The organism is Pseudomonas sp. ASL8 (assembly GCF_056680355.1).
Map to the genome: position 1 here is coordinate 3,220,750 of NZ_CM155278.1, position 22,143 is coordinate 3,242,892.

Here is a 22,143-nt window from a genome sequence, read left to right on the forward strand (position 1 = left end):
ACAGGTGCTTTGTTTCTCATCGTCTTCCGAAAGGACGAACTAATGACGCACTCAAAAAATACCACCACCCCAACCAAAGCGCAAGAGGCCCCATTTACCGAAGCCATGCCTTTTTTCTACCTTGCAGTCGGAGACGGAGATTCAAGCCTACTTCAAGTATGCGCTGGGAAGTCGGCTTCCGAGGCGCTCTCTCAGAGTTCAATGCTCTTGCATTCAGCGGTTGAGCTTATGGAGCGCCTCACTGAGCACGGGATGAGCGCGAACGAAATCTACGGTATTAGGTTTCTGATTGATGCGTCTGCCGCTCTTATTGATGCATCCGCTTGCAGCATCGAGCATGGCAACCGCCAAGTTGGTGCCCAATGAATCGCGAAGTCAGCCTGCACGTAATGTTAGAGAACAGCTGTCATTCAATGAGTGACGCGGGAAGCTTTCTGTTTGCTGTTGGAAAACTGCTTAGCGGGATCATTGATCACGACCTTCTCAACGAGATCGGCGGTGAGGTTGTTTTGGACGGGCTTGGTGCAGGTCTTCGGATCGCGGGCGCGGTTCTTTCCGATGAGGCTACAGAGGTTAGAAGGCGTCTCGATTCCGCGACACAAAACGCTGAAAACGAAAACGTGTCGCGCACTGTGGAGGTGCCGGCATGAGCGCCCAATTGCAAGCCATTGCTGACGAGCTTCACGACGACCTCGAAAGCCTGAAAGAAGCCTTGGATGACGCGAAGGTTCTTTTCGTGGCCATCCGCAAGCTCCAGCCGGCAGGAGACTCTGCCCATGAGTTGGCGCATCTCGGAGTGAAGCATGCAGATGAATGGTCGACCCATGCAGCGGATTGGATCAAGCGTGCAGAGACAGCTCTTTATGCAGTCGATCAGGAGGCCGCCCAATGAAGACCTCTATCCCTAAATCCAAGCGTCCACTGCCAAAAGGTAAGCCACTGGGCCTGCGCCTCCACTCCGAGCAAGCTAGTGCATGGGACCGCCTGCCATTTGTAGGTAAGGACCACGGCAAACACGCCTCCTGCTGGGACATCCCCATGACCGGCGGCTTCTTTGGCGGTATCGAAGCCGGAAAAGTCGCTGCTCGACTGTATCTGAAGTACGCCAGGGACGAGCGGGACAACCCTGTCGGTCTCACATCGACACTTCTTTCGTCGATGCTCGCCAGTCTTGCCGCAAAACAACCCTCCACCGAAGACGAGGAGCGCGCATTAGCAGGCCAGCGGACAGGCTTCTTGGGCGAACTTTCATACTGGCTCGGCGCTGCTGCTTACCAGCTTGGATCAAGTTTTGACGCCATTTCGCAGCAGTCATTTGTCGAGCAGGCAAACGGTCACCTGCTGCGCGATGACGCCTCGTTCATGGCGGGGTTTGCCAAATGACCAATCGAATCGAATCGCCGGCCCTGTCGGACTATGCGGAACTTGCAGAAAAGTTCTTTGAGCAGGCCTGCGACCACTCAACGCAAGCAGGTATGCCCATCGGCGTCGTCCTGGGCGGCGTGATCTTTCATCTCGCCGTTGAAGCGCAGGTCGCCGATATCCCGGAGCTGATGTTGCACAGCGTTATTTCTTCAGCTGCCGAGACGTTCCGGACGTTCGACTGCGCCACCGATAAAGCGGAGGTCATCTAATGAACCTGATCCCTTTCAATTTTAAAGGCAGCGACATTCGCGTCATAACCGATGATCAGGGAGAACCTTGGTTTATCGCAAAGGATGTGGCCGATCTTCTCGAATACTCCGATACAGACAAGGCTATTCGCACCCACTGCAAGGCATCCAAAACCTACCCCGTCGAAATGGCGGGTCAGGTCCGACACGTGAAAGTCATCCCGGAACGCGACCTTTACCGCTTGGTTATGCGCTCGCAAATGCCTGCCGCTGAGGCGTTCGAGGAATGGGTGGTGGGTGAGGTTTTGCCGGCTATCCGCAAGACAGGCAGCTATTCACGACCATTATCCCCAGCCGAGCAACTGCTGGCCAACGCCCAAGTCATGGTCGACATGGAGCGCCGCCAGGTGCACACCGAACAGGCGGTAGCAGTCATCGAGACGCGCGTGGCTCAAGTCGAGCACACCCGTTACTTCGAATCGATACCGGCGGGCTTTGAGTCGATTACGGGCTTGCGTTCGCGCATAGGCCTTCGTCATGGCGTGCCTGCCTGGGTTGTGAATGAGGTCATGAGGGCTTTGCCTTACTGCCCCAAGCCCTTCGGGTTCGTCAAAAGTAAACACGCTGACGATGGCGGAAAGCCCTATCCCGTGTACCCGGTAGCCGATATCACGCGGCTCTTCGACCGGTTCGTCTCCGAATGCACGTTCGAAACAGAGCAGTTCGCAACCCATCCCGATATCCAGCAAGGCCGGTTCAAGCTGTGCCGGAGGAAGACCCTATGACCAACGTTGTGAATCTCGCCCCGCCAATGGTGGAAGTCATCGACGAGGCCTACTTCGAAAAATACGCCGATGCTGCGCTGCTGCTGAAGTGTTTCGAGGTCGTGAAGGACACTCTGGAAGTGATCTGTGAACCCGAATGCACGATTGAGGTGGAAGACGACACGCATGTCGACCTGATCAGGGCGTTCTACGCGCTCAAGGTCCTGTTCAAGCGCAAGACCGGGCATGACGCCAAGCGTGTCGCGCAGGATCACTGGGAGGCCATGGGGCGCTATCTGCTGCAAGGTGCTCCGCAGCCCGAACAGTTCATTCCTATGGTTACCGCTCCAATGAGCCCGCTGCCGTCAGAGGCTTTTGAAGATCTCACCGATCAGGAAATGGCCTGCGCTGCATTCAACTACAGCGAGCGTGTGCGCGACGCAATTTTGACCAGCTCCCCGCAGGCGCTGGCCGTGGATCAGGCGCGTGTCCATGCCATCGACACAACCACTGTTCTGCACAAGCTTGTCTTGCGTCTTTCAGGCGGCTCTTTGGAGTCCATGGCTGCGCAGATCAGCCGCAAACCGGGGGAGACGCTGCAATGAGTATGGAATTAATGGTCAAGGCCATGAAAACCAAGGTGGGCAGTCCGCTGCGTAAGCTGGTGCTGATCAAGCTGGCGGATAACGCCAATGACCAGGGCGAGTGCTGGCCGTCGTATCAGCATATTGCCGACCAATGCGAGATCGACCGCAGCACTGTTCGTAGGCATATCAAGCAGTTGCAGGAGCAAGGGTTGCTGCGCATTGAGAACCGAGAGGGTCCAAAAGGAAACTCTACAAACCTCTATTACCTGACGTTCCGAGGTGTAGGCCAAAAAAGCACACCTGTAGGCCCAGAAAGCACAGGTGTAGGCACACAGCCTACAGGGGGTGTAGGCCCAGAAAGCACCAGAACCAGTCACCCTTCTGAACCAGTCAATGAACCTAAACCTTTGTGCAAATCGGAACCGATGGAGGGGTTCGAGCAGTTCTGGAAACTGTACCCGAAGAAGAAGGGACGCAAGGACGCCGCCAAGGCCTGGGCGAAGCTGAAACCGAACAATGAGCTACGCCAGACCCTGATCACAGCCTTAGGCAAGCACTGCATTTCCGAAGACTGGACCAAGGATGGTGGCCGCTACGTGCTGAACGCCGCTACCTGGCTCAACGGTGAGCGCTGGTCTGACGTGCTGAAGCCTGCGGGCAACCAGGCGTCCAATTTTCAGAACCTGCCAGCGCACACCGACGACATGTATCAGGAGATGACCGATGGCCAACCCAATTTCTAATTTCAGTCGGGCGCCGCGTGTCCGCTACTTCGCAGAGAACTGCGCTATCCACGGAGAGGTCGACGGTTCCGAAGTCGAGCAGTTCGACGGCTCGATGCTTGTCCGCACCTGCAAGCGTTGCATGTGGGAAGCCCTCAACCTAGCGCCACGGGGCAGCGACAGCCGGAGCAGGGCGATTGCGTGCCGCGAGTCGGAGCGCCTCAACACCGCACTCATAGGCTCTGGAGTCACACCTCGCTTTGCAGGCTGTACGCTCGAAAACTTTCGAACTGAGGGTAATTTGTCTGCGGCCAAGGCGCTGTCCACCTGTAAGGCCTACGTCGATCAGTTCGAAGAAAACCACAAGGCCGGTCGTTCGCTGATCCTGTCCGGCAACGTCGGTACCGGGAAAACGCACTTGGGCAGCGGCATGGTGCAGGAAGTGATTCGTCGCCACGGTGCCGGGGCACTCATCGTGTCGGTCGCGGAGATTGTCCGGGTAGCGCGTGGCACGATGGCCAAGGCTGCCACCTACACCGACCGGGATGTGCTCAACGAGTTGGCCAGCCTCGATCTGCTCGTCATCGATGAGGTGGGGGCGCAGAAGGGGAGTGATTACGAACTGGGTCTGCTGCACGAAATCATCGACAAGCGTTATCAGTTGGTCTTGCCGACAGTGTTGATCAGCAATCTGGCCACCGCCGATCTGAGCCGCTATATCGGTGATCGCGCGCTGGATCGACTGCGCCAGAACGGTGGGCAGGCGGTGGGCTTCACCTGGTCATCGATGAGGGCCACAGCATGAGCGAGATCGTTCCGTTTTATTTGCCAGAAGCCGAGCATGGTGTGCTCGGGGCAATCTTGCTCGCCGCGCTGGAGCAGGACGAGGGCATTGTCGAGGACATCATCGGCATGATGAAAACGACCGACTTCTGCCACGACGACAATGCCGCGCTGTTCGAAGCGATCGTGAAGTGCCGTGAGCAGGGTTTGCCAGTCGATCCCGTCACGGTGAGTTACGACCGTAACCTGCTGCCAAGTGGCGGCAGCACCCTGGCGTTCGCGGCCACCCTTAGCCGTGACGTTCCGTCTCTGGCCAACTGGCGCGCCTATGCCCGGAACGTTCAGGAAATGGCCTCGCTGCGCAAGATCGCTCAGCTTGGCGCCCTGGCTGTGGAAATGCGTTACGACGAACGCCCGGCCGCCGAGATCATCGCCAGCTGTCAGCAGGCAATGGCAGACCTGCGCGACCTGGACACCGGTGAGCGCGATTTCAAGCGGATGGATGAGGTGGTTGGCCGGAGCATCGATACGCTGGATGCCAAATTTAACGGGGCGCTGCCAAGCGGCCTGTCCTCTGGTCTTGAGGCGCTCGATGAGCTGATCCGGGGCTTGCGGAAGAAGACCGTCACCATCTTCGCAGGCCTGCCTGGCAGCGGCAAAACAACGCTTGGCCTGCAGGTCGCCCAGCATGTCGCCTGTACTGGCGCTGGCGTTGGCATGGTGTTCTCGTTGGAAATGCCTGAGGAGGAGTTGGCCAACCGTGTGCTGGCCTCTCTGGGGACGGTGGACCTCAAGCGCTTGGATGATGGGGTGTCCATGCGCGATGAGGACTGGCCCAAGCTCACCTCCGCCGTGAGCCAGATCAACAACAAGCCGTTGTACGTCTGCGATCGGGGCGGGCTCACTGTCGCCAAGATCCGCAGCATTGCCCGGCAGGTCCAGCGAGAACACGGCCTTGACGTTGTGGTGATCGATTACATAGGCCTGATCAAGTCGGAGGGGAAGGCGTTCAACCGCAGCGCTGAGTTGGGCGCGATCTCCACCGGCATCGTGAATATCGCCAAGGAGCTGGACGTACCGGTCATCCTGCTGGCGCAACTGAACCGCGACTCCACCAAGCGCCCGGGCAAAAAGCCAATTGCCAGCGACTTGCGTGACTCTGGCCAGATCGAGGCCGACGCGCACTGCATCATCCTGGTTCATCGCGACATGGATTCAGAGCCAGGTCAGAACGGTGTCACCGAGTTGATCATGCCCAAGTGCCGACACGCGCCGGTGGGCTCGCGCAACGTACAGCAGCAGGGTCAGTACGCCCGGTTTGTTGACTTCGCGGGTCAATCCAATCCGTCGAGCGAAGAGGTTGAAATGGGCCGCAACTTCAAGGGCAACACCTATCGCGGGAGAGGCAGCGATGAGTGATCAAGTGAAAACGCTGACCATCATCATGTCCGATGCCGAGATTCGTCGGCACGCTGAGCGTCTGCATGTTCGTGCACTGCGTGATGCCCGCCACCCAGCACTGCACTTTCGGTATTCCACCGTCGACCGCGCCAAAGGGTCGTGGCATGTCGTGGTGCGCGGCAAGTGGGGCAAGGCCGGTAACTATCCGGGAATCAACGCCAAGCTGATGCAGGCGACGCTACCGGCCATTCTGGCGCGCCGTTCTGCCGATCCTGCTGCCGCCTCGACCACCACCAGTTGGACCACTGTCGGCGATGTGTTGACCTGGTACACCGACCGGATGAGCCGTGACCGTGGGTTGTCGACCAAGCGCAAGGCCAGTGCCCAGTCCGCGCTACGTTGCCACCTGGTGCCAACGCTTCAGCATTTGGAGTTGGCCAGCCTCGACCGCGCCACTTTGGACCGTCTGCTGATGTGGCCCATGCAGGAAAAATACGAGCTGTCGTTTGTGCGTTCGGTCTATGGCGTGTTGGCCGCTGCGTTTCGGCAAGCCAGCCGCCTGGCGCTGCTGGGGGTGAACCCCATGGCGGACCTCAAGTACTCCGACTTCGTGCGCACCCGGATTAAACCCAAGCCTGCCCGTTTGCGCGGCGATGACCTGCCCGAGCTGCTGCTGGACCTGCAGGAGCGAATTGAGCGAGCGCCAGTGGAATCCATGCTCGCGCTGATGATGCTCTGCCACGGCACGCGCTTGGGCGAAACACGGCTGGCCCGCTGGAAGAGCATCAACCTGACGACCCGCCAATGGTTCATCCCGGCGCCGGACACCAAGACCAAGGCAGAGCACACGCTGCCACTGACCGAGCAAGCCTGCGCCCTGATCGAGCGTTACCGGGCCGCTCAACAGGCCATTGGGTATCAGGGGCCATTCCTGTTCCCTGGGCGCACTGGTGGGGCCATTAGCGCGTCCACGGCCAGCACCTTGTTCAAGGGGATGACCAATGGTGAATGGTCGAGCCACGACCTGCGCAAGGTGGCGCGCACCGCGTGGGCGGATCTGGGGGTGGATTACATGGTGGGTGAAATGCTGCTCAACCACGCCATGAAAGACCTCGATGCGACCTACATCCACACCACTGCCGAGGGCATGAAACGCAAAGCCCTGGAGACGTGGCATCAGCACCTTGATGGGCATGGCTTCATTGCCTTGCACAGTGAGACATATCCGGGACACGCGGGAGCGCCATTACCCATGCAGACCGCTAGTGGCGTGGCCTCTAGCGATTCCATGCATCCATCCCAAGGGAGGAGCTTATTAGCCGAAAAGGCTCATGAAGCCCCCAGCCTCAGCACTTTCCCAACCCTGCCAGGAGACGGCAATGAGTAAGGTATCTGCAGCATTGCCACGCAAATCCATGAGCGACCTGGAGCGTCAGTTCCTCAAGATCGCGGGTGAAGAATTAGCCAAGGTCAAGATGGGTGGCCCGACTGCCCTGGCTTGTTTGTTGAACATGGTCGCCAGCTGGCACGGCAGTCGGGCCGAGATTGGTTTTCATGATTTTGGTCAGCGCTGGCTGATTGATGGCGGCGCAAAAAACAAAGTTGCTGATCGGTTGCTGCGTGACCTGTTTGGCTTGAGTGATCCAGATCCGAGGAAAGCAGCATGACTGTTAGAAAACCGCAGGAACGACCACTTGGCGACACCGAAAACTTGCTCGAGCAATGGGGGCTTTGGCGAATGAGTGGGATGGGCGTACCTCGGTACATCTCGCCGTCTTATGCCTTGATGCGCGACAGCGTCGTAGCCGAAAGCTCCATGCCAAGCTATTGCATCACCGACGACCAAGCACTGGTTATCGATGGGGCGGTCGCTAGGCTCTGCAAGCGAAGCCCTCAGATGGGTGACTTCGTTTGGTTCTACTTCGGTGCTAAGTGGCCAATGCTTCGGTTAGCCAGGCATTACAAGATGGGCGAAGCGACTGCGCGGGAAATTGTACGGCAAGGCTCTGCATGGATCGACGGGGTTTTGGAGGGATTGAGCGAGGCCGCGTAAAAAAGCTTTTCCGCGCGGATAATCTCTGTTTTTATAGCACCGTGTTTAGCTGTTTCAGCGCGACACCGCAGAGAAAGCCCGGCCATTGTGTCGGGTTTTTTGTGGTCCCCGAGCAGGCTCTTAAAATCTTAATACATATAAAAATTCTAATATTCATTGAAATTCTTATATTTGCTAGGTAGATTGCTCTCTGACCCGCAGCAGTTCGCAAGCGGGGTGTGGAGCAATGAGCAATGGCTATGCAGACGCGTCATAAAAATCAGTTGTATCTCAAGTTTGACCAATTATGGTCTGAAGGCATTGTCAGGATTGACCGCTGGGAGATGGTTGCAATTTTCGACAAGCAGAAGATCACTGCTGCTGACTGGCGGTTGCTCGGCGAGCTTTGGGATGAGTTCTGTGGGCCAGATCATTTCTTACAGCTTTCTCAAACGAAGATCGCTTTGGGTGAATCACCACTGCCGATCGGTTACTACATTTTCATCACCGACAACGCAGAAAAAATTCAGTAGATGAAACGTTTCGATGAATGACCTCGCGAAGTGCGGGGTTTTTTGTGACAAAAATTCCGCAGGCGAAAGACTGATAGGCCCTCCTGCTCACAACCCGAGGAAACATCATGTCTCCAGTTGTGCGCTGCAAAATGACCTGTCACGAAGTCACGCATACCCGTCACGTCAATCAGGATCGCGTAGATCCGCTCTGCGACGTTCGATTCGGTGCTGTATGTGCCCTGCCAGGCGATCTGCCCGGTGAGAACGCCGTGTTCGGGAAATTCACGCCGATGGCTTCTTACACGGCAAAGATCGTCAAGTCCGTCGCTGACAAGCTCGAACCGGGCAGGGCGTACTACATCGACTTCACCCTGGCTGAATAACGATTTCCCCCAAAGACCTCCAAGCCTCTTGCTTCGGCAACGCGTAGATGGGAGGCACCTATTCCTTTGGCTGGCAGTCAGCCTTTTTTATTCCCAACTCCCAGAAGGGAGGAAGCCGGATGAAGATCATGCCCGAGAAAGACCCCTCGTTCTGGGCCTTGGTCCTCACCGCGCTGCGGGATAATGGCCTGGCTATGGCCCTGACGTTCGCCCTGATATTTCTTCGCGTTCAGTACGAAGGTAAAGAGACGAGCACTGTCCGCAAGCTGATCGAGGCAACGCTTGGCGCGCTGATGGTTATGGTCGTCGGCCTGACGGTTCAAAACTTTGGGCTCAGCAGCGGCTGGGCATTCTTCGCGTCTGGCTTCGTCGGGATTCTCGGCGTTGACCAGGTGCGCCAACTCGGCAAGCGCTGGTCTGAACGCAAGGCGGGCGAACTATGAAGTGGCATCAACTCTGGTCGGTACGTCTGGCACTCGCTGGCTCAGTTCTGAACGCGGGCGCCATCGGCTGGACCGTGTTCCAAGGCGCCGTAAACCCGCTGATCTATGCCGCCATCAACATGGGGCTTGGCATCGGCGTTGCCGTGGTGCGCGTGCTGAGCCAAGCGCCTAAAGATGATCCGCAAGCCGACTCGAAGGAGTGACGCCATGGCCAGCCCGATCGACATCTCTGTTCGCGCCAATGTCAAAGAGCTGAGCAAAAAGCTCTCGGCGCTGGCCCATAAGCAGATTGCATTCGCTACGGCGCTGGCACTGACCGAGATCGCCAAGGAAGTCCAAGCGGAAGAAATCGCGAACATCAAGGCGACGTTCAAAAAGCCTCGGCTGTTCACTCAGCGTTCAGTTGGCATGCGGGGCGCCACCAAAAGGACATTGACCGCGATCGTCTTCGTCAAACCCATCGCCGCGAAATACCTGCGGCCGTATGAGGATGGCGGCGTGCATGTGCTGCCGGGCCAGAAGCTGCTGAACCCCAAGGACATCAAGCTCGACAGCTTCGGTCAGTTGCCGCGCAACATTCTGGAGAAATTGCGCGCACGTAAGGACATCTTCATTGGTCCGGTCAAGGCGAAGTCTGGAACTATCAATGGCGTTTGGCAGCGGATACCACCGAAAGACGGGCAGAAGGCAAGACGTGGTCGAGCAGCAACAGCCGCCCAGCCTGGTCACTTGAAACTGCTGATTCGGTTTGGTGATGCGCTTGCCGTCAACAAGCGACTCAACTATCGCAGTCGGGCGCAAGCCATTGTTAATAGAAAATTTAAGTCAGCGTTCGACACGGCGATGCGCAAGGCGCTGGCCACTGCCAAGTAGCGGGATACAGCGATGATCATCTTCCTCGATATCGATGGTGTGATCTGCACCCGCAAGGGCGCCGGCTGGACCTTAGATGGTCGTCCTCTGTTCCGCAGTCTGGTACGCCGTCCAACACGGGCGATTGATCCGGTTGCGATGCGACACCTCAACGATCTGTGTGCATATACCGGCGCCGACGTCGTGGTCTCGAGCATGTGGCGCATTGATCGTGATGTACGAGCGATCTTTGCGCAGCGTGGGTTCACTGGGCAATTCCACCAGGACTGGCGCACGGATGCAGATGGTCCGATGCGATCCAATGAGATTCGCCGCTGGCTTGCTGAGCATGGCAATCCGAATCATGTCGTCATCGATGACCAGCTCCAGCAGTTGCTTGAGGTCGCGCACCAAGTGGTGCTGACGAACAACTACTGCGGGCTGACAGGCGCTGACGTGGCGCGTGCTGTGCAGGTGCTGGGCGGGCAGGGCTGAGGCCTGCGTCTGCCCCGGCGGGGTGAGGGTGAGGGCAGGGTGACCGTCCGTCGAGGTGGACCCCCCCCTTCAACGGGTCCCTCCCCGCCCTTCTGGCATCGAGGGCATTGCGCAGTTTTCTGTTTCTCTAGCTGCGCAATTTTTCAATTTGGGTAACAGGTAACAAGGCGACCCATGAACCAGAGCGAATTTGCGGCACTCCACAGTGTCAGTCGGAAGACAGTCACCAAGTGGAAAGAGCGCGGCTGGCTTGTGTTTGAGGGAAATTCGCTCGACGTCGACGCTTCAAATGCGCTGATCGCAAAGTACCGTCGCGATGGCAGCGATGTTGTTACCCAAGAGGATTCGGGTAACAGCTCGGCGGGCGCGGCCAAGGCCGTTACCCGCGCTTCCGCCAGGGTAACAATCAAGGCAGGTGAGACGCTCGAGCAGGCCACCGCTCGGATCCTGATCGCGATCGGCGCCAACATGAATATCGATGAGGCGAAACGGGTCAAGGAGAACTACCTGGCCCTGCGCGAGCAACTGGAATATGACCGCGAAGCCCGCCTGGTTGTAGCCGTCGAGGATGTGACGCGGGCCGTCGGCGTGGAATACGCCAGGGTGCGAACGCGCTTGCTCGCCATCCCCTCAGAACATGCCCCCCGAATCCATCGCCTGAAGTCCGTACTGGAGATCCAAGACGCCCTGCACGGAATCATTGTTGAAGCGCTTGAGGAGTTGACCCGTGACGGAGATGGGATCAGCCCTTGAAGGACGCCGGTATGCCGAGGGCTTTGCCGCCCTGCAAGCAGGCCTGTTAAATGCTCGCCGCCGGAACATTCAGCCACCCCCGAAGTTAAGCCTCAGCCAATGGGCTGATCGCTACGCGATGCTTTCCCCTGAGACCAGCGCGCAGACCGGCCGCTTTCATGCTTTCCCGTACCAAAACGGGATTATGGACGCGATCACGGACCCGACGGTCGAGACGGTCACCGTGCAGAAGTCGGCGCGGGTTGGCTACACGAAGATCATGGACCATGTGGCCGGTTTTCATATTCACCAGGACCCGGCCCCCATTCTTGTCGTTCAACCGCGGGTTGAGGATGCCGAGGACTACAGCGTCACCGAAATTGAGCCGATGCTGCGCGACACGCCAGTGCTTGCCGAAATCACGGGAGACCTGAAACGGAAGGATTCGAAACAGAAAATCGCCAAGCGGATCTTTCGCAACGGCGCTTCGATATCGTTCGTCGGGGCAAACAGCCCTGGCGGCTTCCGGCGGATCACTGCCCGAGTGGTGGTGTTTGATGAGGTCGACGGCTACCCCGTGATGGGCGCCGGCAAGGAAGGCGACCAGATCAAGCTGGGCATCAAACGTACCGAGTCGTTCTGGAATCGCAAGATCATCTTGGGCAGCACGCCAACGGTGAAGGGCGAAAGCCGGATTGAAAAGAGCTACGCCAACAGCGACCAGCGCAAGTATTACGTCCCCTGCCCACACTGCGGTGAGTATCAGGTCCTCGAATGGGGTGGCCCGGATACGCCTTACGGCATGAAGTGGGACAAGGACGAAAACGGCGTCGGTATTCCCGAAAGCGTGTTCTATGTCTGCAAGGCTACCGCCTGCGTTATCTTCGAAACCGACAAGGAGGAGATGGTCGGGCGGGGCGAGTGGCGTGCTACCAAACCGTTCAAAGGGCACGCAGGCTTCCATATCTGGGCGGCATACAGCCTTTTTGTCAACGCGGCCTGGCGCAACCTGGTTGCCGAATGGCTGGAGGTCAAAGACGATCCGCTGATGCGGCAGACCTTCGTCAACCTGGTGTTGGGCGAGACCTACGAGGACCGCGGCGATCGCGCGCTGCAGGAAGACAAGCTTGCCGCCCGCTGCGAAGTGTGGGGCGCCGAAGTCCCCGACGGCGTTGCTGTCGTGACCGTGGGTGTCGATACCCAAGGCGACCGCTTTGAATGTGAAGTGGTTGGGTGGGGGGCGAATGAGGAAAGTTGGTCCATCGACTTCGAGGTCATTTCCGGCGACATGGAGACGCCTGATATCTGGGACCGTCTCGACGCTTATCTGAAGCGAATCTGGTACCGGACAGATGGTCGGGGCTTTGAGGCCATGGCGGTTTGTCATGACTCTGGCGGTCACCACACGCAAAAAGTTTATGACTTCGCGAAGGCCCGTATTGGTCGGCGCGTTTGGGCGATCAAGGGTGAGTCAGCAGTCGGCGGTAAGCGCTCTCCGGTCTGGCCAACCAAGACCCCAAGCAAGCGGAACAAGTCGGCCTTCCGGCCTGTGATCATTGGCGTCAACGCGGCCAAGGATTCGGTTCGCTCACGGCTGCACCTGGTCGAAAAAGGCCCGGGCTACATGCACTTTCCGACTGAACGCGACATCAACTATTTCGCGCAACTGACCTCGGAACGTTCCGTTCGGAAAACATCCGGTGGACAACATTACCGCATGTGGGAGCTCCCGCCAGGGCGCGCGAACGAAGCGCTCGACTGCCGCGTGTATGCCTATGCCGCGCTATGCGGCCTGTTGCACCTCGGACTCAAACTGAATAAGCGCGCCGACGAGGTCAACGCCTTGATTGGGCTACCGCTTCAACGACCGACTGAGCAGGCACCACAAGTCCTCGATGCGGTGATCCAGCGCGCCGCCCCAGCAAAACCATCGTCCAAAAAGTCGTCGATCTCACGCATGGCGTAGGAGAGTTTCAATGTTCACACCGCGCCTCAATAACTTCAGCGGCATGCCACCGGCCACCCTGCAGCAATGGCTGATCGAAGCGCAGCAGGCTTTGCATGAACTGAGCACCGGCGCCAAGGGCGAGTCTTACAGCTACACCCAGGGCGACGGTTCCAAGTCGGTGACCTATACCCGCGCTGATCTCGGCGCGCTGCAAGCTCATATCCTCGCGCTGCAATATGCCCTTGGCATGCGTCGGCGCCGTGCGATCCGGCCGGTGTTCTGATGACTATAGAATCGGTAATCGTCGACTCTCGCGGTCAGCCACTCACCCCCATGCCGCCCAAGGCACGGGGCAATGCCACCACATTGACTGAGGGAATGGCCGGCCAGTCGGTTTTCCCTTACGAGGCGGCCGCCTGGGAAACCCAGGAAATGGGCAGCTGGTTGCCGTGGATTCGGTCGCCTGACTCCGAGATAAACCAGTTCCGTGACCGCATGGTGGCGCGCCACCGTGATCTGGTGCGAAATGATGGTCTGGCCGCCGGCGGTATCACCCGGATTCTCGACAACACCGTGGGCGCCTCGCTGCGTCTCTCAGCTAACCCTGATTATCGGGCGCTGGCGGCGCGCACTGGCAATCGCAAGTTTGATTCAGTGTGGGCTGAGGAATATCGGCGCACGGTTGAGGCGCTGTGGCGCGGATATGCCGATGACATCGGGCGCTACGGAGATGTTTCGCGGCAGTTGACCGTCTCTCAGCAGATGCGCTTGGCGCTAAGACACAAGCTCATCGATGGCGATTCGCTGGTGGTCAACTACTGGATGCCGGAGCGTGTGGGCTATGGCCGCGCGGACTACGCCACGGCGTTCATGGTGGTTGATCCTGATCGGCTTTCGAATCCATTCCAGATGGTCGACAGTAAATACATGCGCGGTGGGGTCGAGATTGATGACCACGGCGTCCCGGTCGCCTATCACATTCGCAAGGCCCACCAGAACGATTGGTACAACTCAATCGAAAGCATGGATTGGGAGCGGGTGCTGCGCGAGGACGAGGATGGCTGGAACCGCGTCATTCATGACTTCGAACACGATCGCGCCGGACAAAATCGGGGCGTTGGTGTGTTCACTCCGGTGCTGGCGCGCTTCAAGATGCTCGCGCGTTATTACGGTGTCGAACTGCAGGCCGCAACCATCGCTGCGACTTTCGGCACTTATGTCACCAGCCCCTATGATCCCGATCAGGTCCGAGAAGCCCTGGACAGTTCCGATGAGCTTTCAGCGTACCAAGGCATGCGAGCTGACTGGGCGGAAGAGCGTCCTGCGATGCTGTCTGGTGCTCGAATTCCAACACTTGCACCTGGCGAGTCGATCACTTCTGTCGGCGCCGCGCACCCTCATAACGGATTCGGCGAATTTGCCAGTGAAATGTCTCGGACGTTTGCCGCAGCCGCAGGGATCTCTGCCGAGCAGATCACGCAGGACTGGTCAAAGACCAACTACTCCAGTGCGCGGGCTGCCCTGTTGGAAAGCTGGAAGACGCTCACCCGGCGCAACACCGAATTCAAGATCGGCACGGCCACACCTATGTTTGCCAGCTGGCTGCATGAGGCGATGGATCGCAACGATCTGCCGTTGCCCAACGGTGCACCTGACTTTATGGAGGCTCGCACCGCTTACTCCCGTTGTGACTGGCTTGGTGTCGCTCGGGGCTGGGTGGATCCGGTGAAAGAGAAGCAGGGCGCGATCCTCGGCATGGACGCTGGCTTGTCCACACTCAAGCGCGAGTGTGCTGAGCAGGGCCTCGACTACGAAGAGGTCATCCAGCAGCGCGCCGCAGAAGTGAAAGCGTTCCAGGAGGCGGGTCTACCACCTCCGAGTTGGTTCGGAGCGAATGCGACCAACGCTTCAACTCCTGAAGACACGCAGAACGCTCAGTGATTTCGAGCGACTTAAACCACAGGGCTCTGAAATGATCGTAAAACCAACTGCCCTCTCCGGGCTGCTTCTGGGCAAACCGCTGGCTATTCACCCCGGGTACTTCCAGGCAGCGATGGCCATCGATGCGCGCGGGTATGACGACGTCGAATCAGGAGGTTGTGGCTACCAGGTTGTCGACGGCGTTGCCGTGATTCCCGTATTGGGGACGCTGGTTCAAAACCTAGGGACGGTCCATAGCTGGGGTTTCGTGACCGGCTATGACGGGATACGAATCAACTTCCTGCAGGCTTTGGCCGATCCGGATGTTGATGCGATCGTGCTCAACATCAATAGCGGGGGCGGAGACTGCGCTGGGTTGTTCGATCTTGCCGACATGATTTACAAAGCCAGGTCCATCAAGCCAAGCCTGGCGATCTGCAGCGAGGTTGCTTATTCAGCGGCATATGGTTTGGCCAGCGCCTGCGCTCAAGTGACCGTCCCCCGCACAGGCGGGACCGGTTCGGTGGGTGTCATCGCTGCCCACACCGAGTATTCCCGTGCGTACAACAAGGCAGGCATTGAAGTCACGCTGATCCACTACGGCGCCCGCAAAGCTGATGGCGCAGACACTGAGCCGCTTTCAGCCCCTGCGCGCATTCGGTACCAGTCCGATGTCGACGTCATGGGCAAGTTGTTTGGTAAAACCGTTGCCCGTAACCGCGGGCTTTCGGTGAAGACGGTCCGGGATACCCAGGCCACTACTTTCCTTGGCGCCGCCGGCGTCGAGATTGGCTTCGCTGACGCTGTAATGGCGCCGGACGAGGCGTTCCGTTCCCTGCTCGCCGAGTTGGGCTGAAGCATTCCACTCCATTTAAAAAATCGAGGTTCACATGTCCAAGCTTCCACGCGTGGCGGGCGCGCTTTCGTTCGCTCATCTGTTCGGAATCGGGCCAATGCGCGGCAAAAAAGCTCGCGCTGAAGACGAAGAAGACGAACGCGAAAAAGACTCTCGTGCCGAAGACGATCAGGACGATGATGAGGACGAAGAGTCGGATAAGACCGACAAAAAGTCCCGTAAGGCGAAGCGCGCCAAGGCTGGTGAGGATGCCGGTGATGACGAAGGCGACGACGAAGATCAGGGTGAAGAGGACGACCAAAAGGACAAGGGTAAAAAGTCCAAGCGCGCCAAGGCCGATGACGATGATGCTGATGCCGAGGACGACGACGAAGAAATGCACGGAAAAAGCGCTGCTGCAGGCGCCCGCCGTCGCGAGCGCGCTCGTTGTGCTGAAATCTTCGGCTCCCGTTACGCAAGCCGCAATCCAGTCTTGGCCGCGAACCTGGCCTTCAACACCACCATGACGCGTACACAGGCCATCAATGTCCTGCGTGATACGCCCGCTGGCGGCAACGCCAACGTCAACAACTCCCGGTCCGAGAAAAACCCCGAGTTGGGTTCTGGTGGCGGTGAGGCCCCAGGCCGTGCAGCAACCATCGCCAGTCGCTGGGATCGTGCCATGTCGAAGATCCCCGGCCGCTGATCGCGCCCGGCTCATAGGTCACCAGGAGAACCACCATGACTTACACCCCGCAAACCCCGCTGGTGGAAAACCGCCACGCGGGCGGCTTTATTGTTTCGCTCGCTAACGGTCATCAGTCGATTGACGCCGTGACCCTGGCTGGCGCCCACGGTCGTCTACAGGCTGGCACCGTCATCGCTTTCACCAGTGAAACTTTCACCGCCACTGGCGCTGCCACCGCTGGTAACACTGGCAACGGCACTCTCGGTGGCGCTGCAGCTGTTGTACCGGCATTGGCTGGCACCTATACGGTCTCGATGATCTCGGCTACCGAGTTCATGGTGATCAACCCGAATGGCGAAACCGTTCAGGCTCTGGGGGGCACCGTTGACCTAGGCGGCGATCAGGTCGTCACCGGCCCAGGCACCGTTGGCGTGGTCTTCAACTCGCAGGGGATCGGCTTCCTGGTCACTGCTGGTGCAACAGCCTTCATCGAGGGCGATAGCTTCACCATCGCAGTCACCGATACCGGTGCTGGTTGGGCTCCCGTTATTAGCACTTCGAGCGGAATCACCCAATACGGCCTGCTGTATCGCGGCGTCGACACCACCAATGGTGCCGCGCACGCGGCCGTGGTGGTTCGTCAGGCAGAGGTGAACCAGGCCGAATTGGTCTGGGACAGTTCGTTGAGCGCTGCACAGCAGGATTCAGCTACGGCCGGCCTCAAGGCCCAAGGCGTCATTTCGCGCTAATCAGGCGCCTTACCCCACCGACAGAAGCCCGCACTTGCGGGCTTTTTCTTTTTTAAGGAGCCGTATCCATGGCCACGTTGGACGTGTTTCACCAGGACATCTTTTCCACGATTGCCCTGACTACCTTTGTTGAAAAATACCCGTTCCAGCCCACTGGCATTGGTGATCTCCAGCTGTTCGAGCCTGACCCGATTCGCACAACCGCGCTGGCGGTCGAGGAGCGCCAAGGAAAACTTACCCTCATCCCGTTCAGTGAGCGCGGTGCTGAAGGTACTCAGCGCGAGACCGAGAAGCGCAAAGCGCGCTACTTCGAAGTTCCGCGTCTGATGCACGACGACACCATCACCGCTCAGGAAATCCAGAACATCCGCGCCTTCGGTACCGAATCGGAGCTGATGCAACTGGAGACCGAAGTCGCTCGTCGGGTCAATGGCCCGACTGGCCTGACCAGTAACATCGAGTACACCTGGGAATTCCAGCGGCTGGCCGCGATCCAGGGTCAGTGCCTCGATTCCGATGGCTCGATCAAGTACGACTGGTTCCAAGAGTTCGGCATCAGCAAGCCTAAGGACATCGTCTTTGACCTGACCCTGACCGCTGATGGGTCTGCCACCAAGCCGAATTCGGTGCGCCCTCTGTGCAACGAAATCGTGCGCACCATGGCTCGCAAGTCCCAAGGTGCGTTCAAAAATGGGACCGAGGTCTACGCCTTGTGTGGGGACGCATTCTGGGATGCCCTTACCAATCACCCGGATGTGATCAAGACCTACTACAACTGGGCGGCGGCTGCAGAACTACGTGAGGGCAGCGCGTTCCAGGCGATGCGCTTCGGTGGTATCAGTTGGTTCAACTACCGCGGTTCGGACGACGCTACCACCATCAGCATCAAGCCGGACGAGGTGAAGTTCTTCCCGAAAGGCGCACCTGGCATCTTCAAGGTGGCCTATGCCCCGGGTGAGACTTTCGAGTGGGTCAACACCCCCGGCAAGCCGATCTACCTCCTGCCGATTTTCGATACCCAGCGCAAGGCTTGGTGGAAGGTCGAGGCGTACAGCTACCCGCTGCACATCTGCACTCGTCCTGAAGTACTCCAGTCGGCCAAGTTGAAGTAACTGTGGCCGTCGACTGGGATAAGGCCGTGCTCGGGCCGCTGGCCAAGGTATTCGGCGAAGGTGTGCAGGCCGACGGGCCGATCATGTTCTATCCCGACGGCGGCACGCCTTACCCCATCGACGGGGTGTTTGACGCGGCTTACCGCGACATTCACCTGGTCGACACCTTTGTCGATGCGAACACCGTCGTCCCTGTGCTGGGTGTTCGTCTCGCCATCTTCCCCGTGGCCCCGATTCCTGATGACCAGGTGTTCATCCCGAGCACCGGCAACATGTACCTGATCAAGGAAATCCGGCCCGATAGCCATGGATGGGCAAAATTGATGCTGGGGAAAATGTAAATGACGACGACGTCTGATCTGCGGTTGCTTTCGGCCGAAGGCCTGAAGGGGAAAACCATCGCGGGCAACAATGTGTTCGTGGCGAGGACTTGGTCTACGTGGGACGGGAATTACCCGATTCTCTACCTGCATTCGCCTGACGAAGACATGGATTCGCTCGGTACTGTCAGCGCGCCTCAGTTCACTGTCACCGCCACGATCCGGGTCAGCGCTCGCGTCCAGGTGAAAAACCTGCCAAGGAATGGCGGCGCGGCAGTAGCGCAGGCCCAACTCGAGGACATGCAGCAGCAGATCAAGATGGCGCTGATCAACTTCCCGCCGCTAATGAGGCGCCTCCAGCAGTACCCGTTCGTTAGGTCTCACTTCCGCGACAACGGTGAGGGGGAGACCGAACTGGCGGAGCTGGTAATGGATATCGGCATGGAGTTCTACCAGGGCCCCGAAGATTTCTACCCACTGGAAGTGAACGAGACCCCGACGCCGGTACTTGACCCGGCTGCTGAGATTGCAGCCCTTCAGCCGATCGCACCGCTGCAACACATGAACATCACCACCGACCTTACCAACGTCTTCGATGCCACTGGCGTTTACGACAACCCCCCATTCCCGGGTGCGGTCACCGCTGCTCCGCGTACTGCTGGTCCTGACGGCCGCGCAGAAGGCGAGCTCGACATCGATCTCACTCAATAGGAGCACTCATGCACGTTTATCCCTCTCCAGGGTTACTGGTACGTGACCCAGTCATGCGCGATTTTCTCCCTCCAGAGGGGCGCGATGTTCCCGATGGCGACTTCTACTGGCTGCGCCGCATTTCCTGCGGGGACGCGACCCTGGACCTGTCTGCCTCGGCAGCGGATCTGGTGAGCGATGAGATCGCCGCAGCCCCATCCACCCCCTTGATGGGAGCGATGAACAGTGACCGTACCGTTTAACAATACGCCGGCCAATTTACGGGTTCCGCTGTTTTATGCGGAAGTCGACAATTCCATGGCCAACAGTGGCGCACAAAACCAGCGCACCCTGATCATTGGTCAGGTTACCGCCAGTGGTAATGCTGTGCTGAATATCCCGGTCCTTGGTCAGGGAGTTAGCGATGCGAAGACGAAGGGCGGCCTAGGCTCTATGCTCGCCCTGATGACAGCGGCTTATGTGAGCTCTGACCGGTTTGGCGAGGTCTGGTTTCTGCCGCTGGCCGACGCTGCCGCTGGTGTAGCCGCGACAGGCACACTACTGATCGCCGGAACTCCGACGGCCAACGGTGTGATCTCGCTGTACATCGCTGGGCAGGTGATCAGCCAGGTGGTCACGGCCGCCCAAACCGCCGCGGCTATCGCGACGGCGTTGGCGGCCTTGGTGAACGCCACCCCGGATTTGCCTGTGACTGCCACGGCTGTCACCGCAACGGTGACCTTGACCGCCAAGAACAAGGGGTTAGCCGGTAACGAAATTGATCTGCGCCTGAACTACCGGGGCACGGCTAACGGCGAAGCCACTCCGGCCGGTCTGACGCTGACGATCACGGCTATGGCCTCAGGCGCCACTAACCCGGTGCTGGATACGGCGCTGAGTAACTTGGCCAACGAGCCCTTCGACTTCATTGTCTGCCCGTACACTGATACGGCCTCGTTGGACTCGCTGAAAACCCTGCTCAGCGACAAGACCGGGCGTTGGAGTTATGTGAGCCAGATCTATGGCCATGTGTTTGCGGCTCAGCGGGGCACGCTGGCGACCCTGGCCACGGCCGGGAATGCGCGCAACAACCAGCATGAAAGCATCATGGGGGTTTACGACTCGCCGTCGCCGGCCTGGATCTGGGCGGCGGATGTGGCTGGTGCGGCGGCGGTTGCCTTGCGTGCCGACCCGGGCCGCCCATTGCAGACCCTGACTTTGGGTACCGCACTGCCACCGCCAGTGGCTTCGCAGTTTGATGTAGGCGAGCGCAATACCATGCTCTGGGACGGGATTTCCACCTTCACCGTGGCCAGTGACGGCACGGTGGCGATTGAAAACCTGATCACCACCTACCAGAAAAACAGCTTCGGCGCCGCTGACAACAGCTATCTGCAAGTGGTAACTCTGTTTTTGCTGATGTACGTCCTGCGCGCCCAGCAAGCCCTGGTGACCTCCAAATACGCACGGGTGAAGCTGGCCGACAACGGCACACGGTTCGCACCTGGTTCCGCAATTGTGACTCCTAACATGATCCGCGCTGATCTGATTGCCAATTATCGAAAGATGGAAACTACCGGCATGGTTCAAGACGCTGATCTCTATGCCAAGGCATTGATTGTTGAGCGCAACAGTACGAACCGGAACCGTGTTGATGTCTTGTCGCCTGACACCTTGATAGATCAGCTGAGCGTCTTCGCCTTGCTCCTGCAGTTCCGCCTGTAATCCAGGCCCTTCGACCACATCCGCCTTTGAGCGGTTTTTTTTCGCCTGGAGAAAAACATGGCTGATAACCCCAATCGTCTCGCCGGCACGGCATACCTGTCCGTTGACGGTGTGACTTACATGCTGGCTGGCGATTTTTCCTACAAGGTTTCCGGTGTTTCGCGAGAAACCTTGAAGGGTATGGATGGCGTCCATGGCTATAGCGAGAAGCCCGAACAGGGGTACATCGCGGGCACGCTACGCGACTCCTCCAACCTGAGCCTGTCCGACCTCAACGCCATGAGCAACGTCACCGTTGTGGCCGAACTGGCCAACGGCAAAACCGTCATTGGTAGCGCCATGTGGACTACCGAACAACCCGAATCCAAAGCTGCCGACGCCACTATCGAAATGAAGTGGGAAGGCGCATCCGTCACGGAGAGTTGATCCATGTTTGAAGACGAAATCACCATCACCCTGAGTAAGCCGGTGATCATCGGCAAAGACGCCACAGCTCAGACCTACGAAGAGCTCAAGCTTCGCGAGCCAACTGCAGGCGAGATGGAGAAGGCCGCTCGGGCTGACACCAACATCGGCACTGTAATTACCCTGGTCAGTCTGATTGCCTTAATTCCGCGCGGTGTTGTCGAAAAAATCACGCGCCGTGACCTGATGGCGGCTGACAAGTTTTTCCAGACTTTTACAGCCGCTGGCCAGCAGGAGGAGGCGGCTGGCCAGAGCTGATCGCTGACTTGACCAAGTTTTACGGATGGGGCCCGCGTGAGGCGTGGTCCCTGAATCTGACCGAGCTGATGTATTGGAATGATCAGGCTCTACGAATAAAAGGGTGAGCAA

At 58.5% G+C, this 22,143-nt stretch carries 34 protein-coding genes; all 34 read left to right on the forward strand.

Features of this window, described 5'->3' with window-relative positions; all coding sequences use genetic code 11:
- Positions 1 to 42 precede the first annotated feature (42 nt).
- The 34 genes from AC1MEA_RS14840 to AC1MEA_RS15005 all read left to right on the forward strand — a co-directional run bounded on the left by AC1MEA_RS14840 (position 43) and on the right by AC1MEA_RS15005 (position 22,139).
- The gene (locus AC1MEA_RS14840) at positions 43 to 366 is read left to right on the forward strand and encodes a DUF3077 domain-containing protein (protein WP_480416593.1); all 324 of its coding nucleotides are present in this window, start codon (positions 43 to 45) and stop codon (positions 364 to 366) included.
- The gene (locus tag AC1MEA_RS14845) at positions 363 to 650 is read left to right on the forward strand and encodes a hypothetical protein (RefSeq protein ID WP_480416594.1); all 288 of its coding nucleotides are present in this window, start codon (positions 363 to 365) and stop codon (positions 648 to 650) included. The genes AC1MEA_RS14840 and AC1MEA_RS14845 overlap by 4 nt, the downstream gene beginning before the upstream one ends.
- Positions 647 to 892: a hypothetical protein gene (locus tag AC1MEA_RS14850; RefSeq protein ID WP_480416595.1), complete on the forward strand. Its 246-nt coding sequence runs from the start codon at positions 647 to 649 to the stop codon at positions 890 to 892. Before AC1MEA_RS14845 ends, AC1MEA_RS14850 begins: the two co-directional genes overlap by 4 nt.
- Entirely contained in the window at positions 889 to 1,383 is a 495-nt protein-coding gene (locus AC1MEA_RS14855; protein ID WP_443690395.1) for a hypothetical protein, read from the forward strand. The genes AC1MEA_RS14850 and AC1MEA_RS14855 overlap by 4 nt, the downstream gene beginning before the upstream one ends.
- Positions 1,380 to 1,634 carry a hypothetical protein gene (locus AC1MEA_RS14860; RefSeq protein WP_480416596.1) on the forward strand — a complete coding sequence of 85 codons (255 nt, stop codon included), beginning with the start codon at positions 1,380 to 1,382 and terminating at the stop codon, positions 1,632 to 1,634. Before AC1MEA_RS14855 ends, AC1MEA_RS14860 begins: the two co-directional genes overlap by 4 nt.
- A complete protein-coding gene (locus AC1MEA_RS14865; RefSeq protein ID WP_480416597.1) occupies positions 1,634 to 2,398 on the forward strand; it encodes a BRO-N domain-containing protein in 765 nt (254 codons plus the stop codon). The genes AC1MEA_RS14860 and AC1MEA_RS14865 overlap by 1 nt, the downstream gene beginning before the upstream one ends.
- Positions 2,395 to 2,982, forward strand: coding sequence for a hypothetical protein (locus AC1MEA_RS14870; RefSeq protein WP_480416598.1), 588 nt, complete (start codon positions 2,395 to 2,397; stop codon positions 2,980 to 2,982). Before AC1MEA_RS14865 ends, AC1MEA_RS14870 begins: the two co-directional genes overlap by 4 nt.
- On the forward strand, positions 2,979 to 3,707 hold the full coding sequence (locus AC1MEA_RS14875) for a helix-turn-helix domain-containing protein (protein WP_480416599.1): 729 nt from the start codon (positions 2,979 to 2,981) through the stop codon (positions 3,705 to 3,707). The genes AC1MEA_RS14870 and AC1MEA_RS14875 overlap by 4 nt, the downstream gene beginning before the upstream one ends.
- Entirely contained in the window at positions 3,688 to 4,491 is an 804-nt protein-coding gene (locus tag AC1MEA_RS14880) for an ATP-binding protein (RefSeq protein ID WP_480416600.1), read from the forward strand. The genes AC1MEA_RS14875 and AC1MEA_RS14880 overlap by 20 nt, the downstream gene beginning before the upstream one ends.
- Complete coding sequence (locus tag AC1MEA_RS14885) at positions 4,488 to 5,888, forward strand: replicative DNA helicase (RefSeq protein WP_480416601.1); 1,401 nt, start codon at positions 4,488 to 4,490, stop codon at positions 5,886 to 5,888. Before AC1MEA_RS14880 ends, AC1MEA_RS14885 begins: the two co-directional genes overlap by 4 nt.
- The gene (locus AC1MEA_RS14890; RefSeq protein ID WP_480416602.1) at positions 5,881 to 7,257 is read left to right on the forward strand and encodes a tyrosine-type recombinase/integrase; all 1,377 of its coding nucleotides are present in this window, start codon (positions 5,881 to 5,883) and stop codon (positions 7,255 to 7,257) included. The genes AC1MEA_RS14885 and AC1MEA_RS14890 overlap by 8 nt, the downstream gene beginning before the upstream one ends.
- Positions 7,250 to 7,537, forward strand: a complete 288-nt coding sequence (locus tag AC1MEA_RS14895; RefSeq protein WP_443690403.1) for a hypothetical protein — start codon at positions 7,250 to 7,252, stop codon at positions 7,535 to 7,537. The genes AC1MEA_RS14890 and AC1MEA_RS14895 overlap by 8 nt, the downstream gene beginning before the upstream one ends.
- The gene (locus tag AC1MEA_RS14900; protein ID WP_480416603.1) at positions 7,534 to 7,923 is read left to right on the forward strand and encodes an antiterminator Q family protein; all 390 of its coding nucleotides are present in this window, start codon (positions 7,534 to 7,536) and stop codon (positions 7,921 to 7,923) included. Before AC1MEA_RS14895 ends, AC1MEA_RS14900 begins: the two co-directional genes overlap by 4 nt.
- A 233-nt stretch (positions 7,924 to 8,156) precedes the next feature.
- Positions 8,157 to 8,435, forward strand: coding sequence for a hypothetical protein (locus AC1MEA_RS14905; RefSeq protein WP_480416604.1), 279 nt, complete (start codon positions 8,157 to 8,159; stop codon positions 8,433 to 8,435).
- A gap of 107 nt (positions 8,436 to 8,542) precedes the next feature.
- Positions 8,543 to 8,800 carry a hypothetical protein gene (locus tag AC1MEA_RS14910; protein WP_480416605.1) on the forward strand — a complete coding sequence of 86 codons (258 nt, stop codon included), beginning with the start codon at positions 8,543 to 8,545 and terminating at the stop codon, positions 8,798 to 8,800.
- 119 nt (positions 8,801 to 8,919) lie between these two features.
- On the forward strand, positions 8,920 to 9,243 hold the full coding sequence (locus tag AC1MEA_RS14915; protein WP_480416606.1) for a phage holin, lambda family: 324 nt from the start codon (positions 8,920 to 8,922) through the stop codon (positions 9,241 to 9,243).
- On the forward strand, positions 9,240 to 9,446 hold the full coding sequence (locus AC1MEA_RS14920) for a DUF7940 domain-containing protein (protein WP_480416607.1): 207 nt from the start codon (positions 9,240 to 9,242) through the stop codon (positions 9,444 to 9,446). The genes AC1MEA_RS14915 and AC1MEA_RS14920 overlap by 4 nt, the downstream gene beginning before the upstream one ends.
- 4 nt (positions 9,447 to 9,450) lie before the next feature.
- Positions 9,451 to 10,116: a hypothetical protein gene (locus tag AC1MEA_RS14925; RefSeq protein ID WP_480416608.1), complete on the forward strand. Its 666-nt coding sequence runs from the start codon at positions 9,451 to 9,453 to the stop codon at positions 10,114 to 10,116.
- Between the two features lie 12 nt (positions 10,117 to 10,128).
- Positions 10,129 to 10,590, forward strand: a complete 462-nt coding sequence (locus AC1MEA_RS14930; RefSeq protein ID WP_480416609.1) for an HAD domain-containing protein — start codon at positions 10,129 to 10,131, stop codon at positions 10,588 to 10,590.
- Between the two features lie 174 nt (positions 10,591 to 10,764).
- Positions 10,765 to 11,343, forward strand: coding sequence for a hypothetical protein (locus tag AC1MEA_RS14935; RefSeq protein WP_480416610.1), 579 nt, complete (start codon positions 10,765 to 10,767; stop codon positions 11,341 to 11,343).
- Positions 11,327 to 13,288: a phage terminase large subunit family protein gene (locus AC1MEA_RS14940; protein ID WP_480918150.1), complete on the forward strand. Its 1,962-nt coding sequence runs from the start codon at positions 11,327 to 11,329 to the stop codon at positions 13,286 to 13,288. Before AC1MEA_RS14935 ends, AC1MEA_RS14940 begins: the two co-directional genes overlap by 17 nt.
- Positions 13,289 to 13,298: 10 nt before the next feature.
- Positions 13,299 to 13,553: a gpW family head-tail joining protein gene (gpW, locus tag AC1MEA_RS14945; RefSeq protein ID WP_480416611.1), complete on the forward strand. Its 255-nt coding sequence runs from the start codon at positions 13,299 to 13,301 to the stop codon at positions 13,551 to 13,553.
- A complete protein-coding gene (locus AC1MEA_RS14950; RefSeq protein WP_480416612.1) occupies positions 13,553 to 15,211 on the forward strand; it encodes a phage portal protein in 1,659 nt (552 codons plus the stop codon). Before gpW ends, AC1MEA_RS14950 begins: the two co-directional genes overlap by 1 nt.
- 31 nt (positions 15,212 to 15,242) lie before the next feature.
- Positions 15,243 to 16,046: a S49 family peptidase gene (locus AC1MEA_RS14955; RefSeq protein WP_480416613.1), complete on the forward strand. Its 804-nt coding sequence runs from the start codon at positions 15,243 to 15,245 to the stop codon at positions 16,044 to 16,046.
- 34 nt (positions 16,047 to 16,080) lie between these two features.
- A complete protein-coding gene (locus tag AC1MEA_RS14960; protein WP_480416614.1) occupies positions 16,081 to 16,731 on the forward strand; it encodes a hypothetical protein in 651 nt (216 codons plus the stop codon).
- 35 nt (positions 16,732 to 16,766) lie between these two features.
- Positions 16,767 to 17,462 carry a head decoration protein gene (locus AC1MEA_RS14965; RefSeq protein ID WP_480416615.1) on the forward strand — a complete coding sequence of 232 codons (696 nt, stop codon included), beginning with the start codon at positions 16,767 to 16,769 and terminating at the stop codon, positions 17,460 to 17,462.
- Between the two features lie 68 nt (positions 17,463 to 17,530).
- Positions 17,531 to 18,574, forward strand: a complete 1,044-nt coding sequence (locus AC1MEA_RS14970; protein WP_480416616.1) for a major capsid protein — start codon at positions 17,531 to 17,533, stop codon at positions 18,572 to 18,574.
- Positions 18,575 to 18,576: 2 nt separating this feature from the next.
- Positions 18,577 to 18,915 carry a head-tail joining protein gene (locus tag AC1MEA_RS14975; protein WP_480416617.1) on the forward strand — a complete coding sequence of 113 codons (339 nt, stop codon included), beginning with the start codon at positions 18,577 to 18,579 and terminating at the stop codon, positions 18,913 to 18,915.
- The gene (locus AC1MEA_RS14980; RefSeq protein ID WP_480416618.1) at positions 18,916 to 19,605 is read left to right on the forward strand and encodes a phage tail protein; all 690 of its coding nucleotides are present in this window, start codon (positions 18,916 to 18,918) and stop codon (positions 19,603 to 19,605) included.
- A gap of 8 nt (positions 19,606 to 19,613) precedes the next feature.
- On the forward strand, positions 19,614 to 19,847 hold the full coding sequence (locus AC1MEA_RS14985) for a DUF2635 domain-containing protein (protein WP_480416619.1): 234 nt from the start codon (positions 19,614 to 19,616) through the stop codon (positions 19,845 to 19,847).
- Positions 19,831 to 21,309: a phage tail sheath subtilisin-like domain-containing protein gene (locus AC1MEA_RS14990; RefSeq protein ID WP_480416620.1), complete on the forward strand. Its 1,479-nt coding sequence runs from the start codon at positions 19,831 to 19,833 to the stop codon at positions 21,307 to 21,309. Before AC1MEA_RS14985 ends, AC1MEA_RS14990 begins: the two co-directional genes overlap by 17 nt.
- A gap of 57 nt (positions 21,310 to 21,366) precedes the next feature.
- Positions 21,367 to 21,735 carry a phage tail tube protein gene (locus AC1MEA_RS14995; protein WP_480416621.1) on the forward strand — a complete coding sequence of 123 codons (369 nt, stop codon included), beginning with the start codon at positions 21,367 to 21,369 and terminating at the stop codon, positions 21,733 to 21,735.
- A 3-nt stretch (positions 21,736 to 21,738) separates the two neighbouring features.
- Positions 21,739 to 22,032, forward strand: coding sequence for a phage tail assembly protein (locus AC1MEA_RS15000; protein WP_480416622.1), 294 nt, complete (start codon positions 21,739 to 21,741; stop codon positions 22,030 to 22,032).
- Between the two features lie 8 nt (positions 22,033 to 22,040).
- Complete coding sequence (locus AC1MEA_RS15005) at positions 22,041 to 22,139, forward strand: hypothetical protein (protein ID WP_480416623.1); 99 nt, start codon at positions 22,041 to 22,043, stop codon at positions 22,137 to 22,139.
- Positions 22,140 to 22,143: the final 4 nt, after the last annotated feature.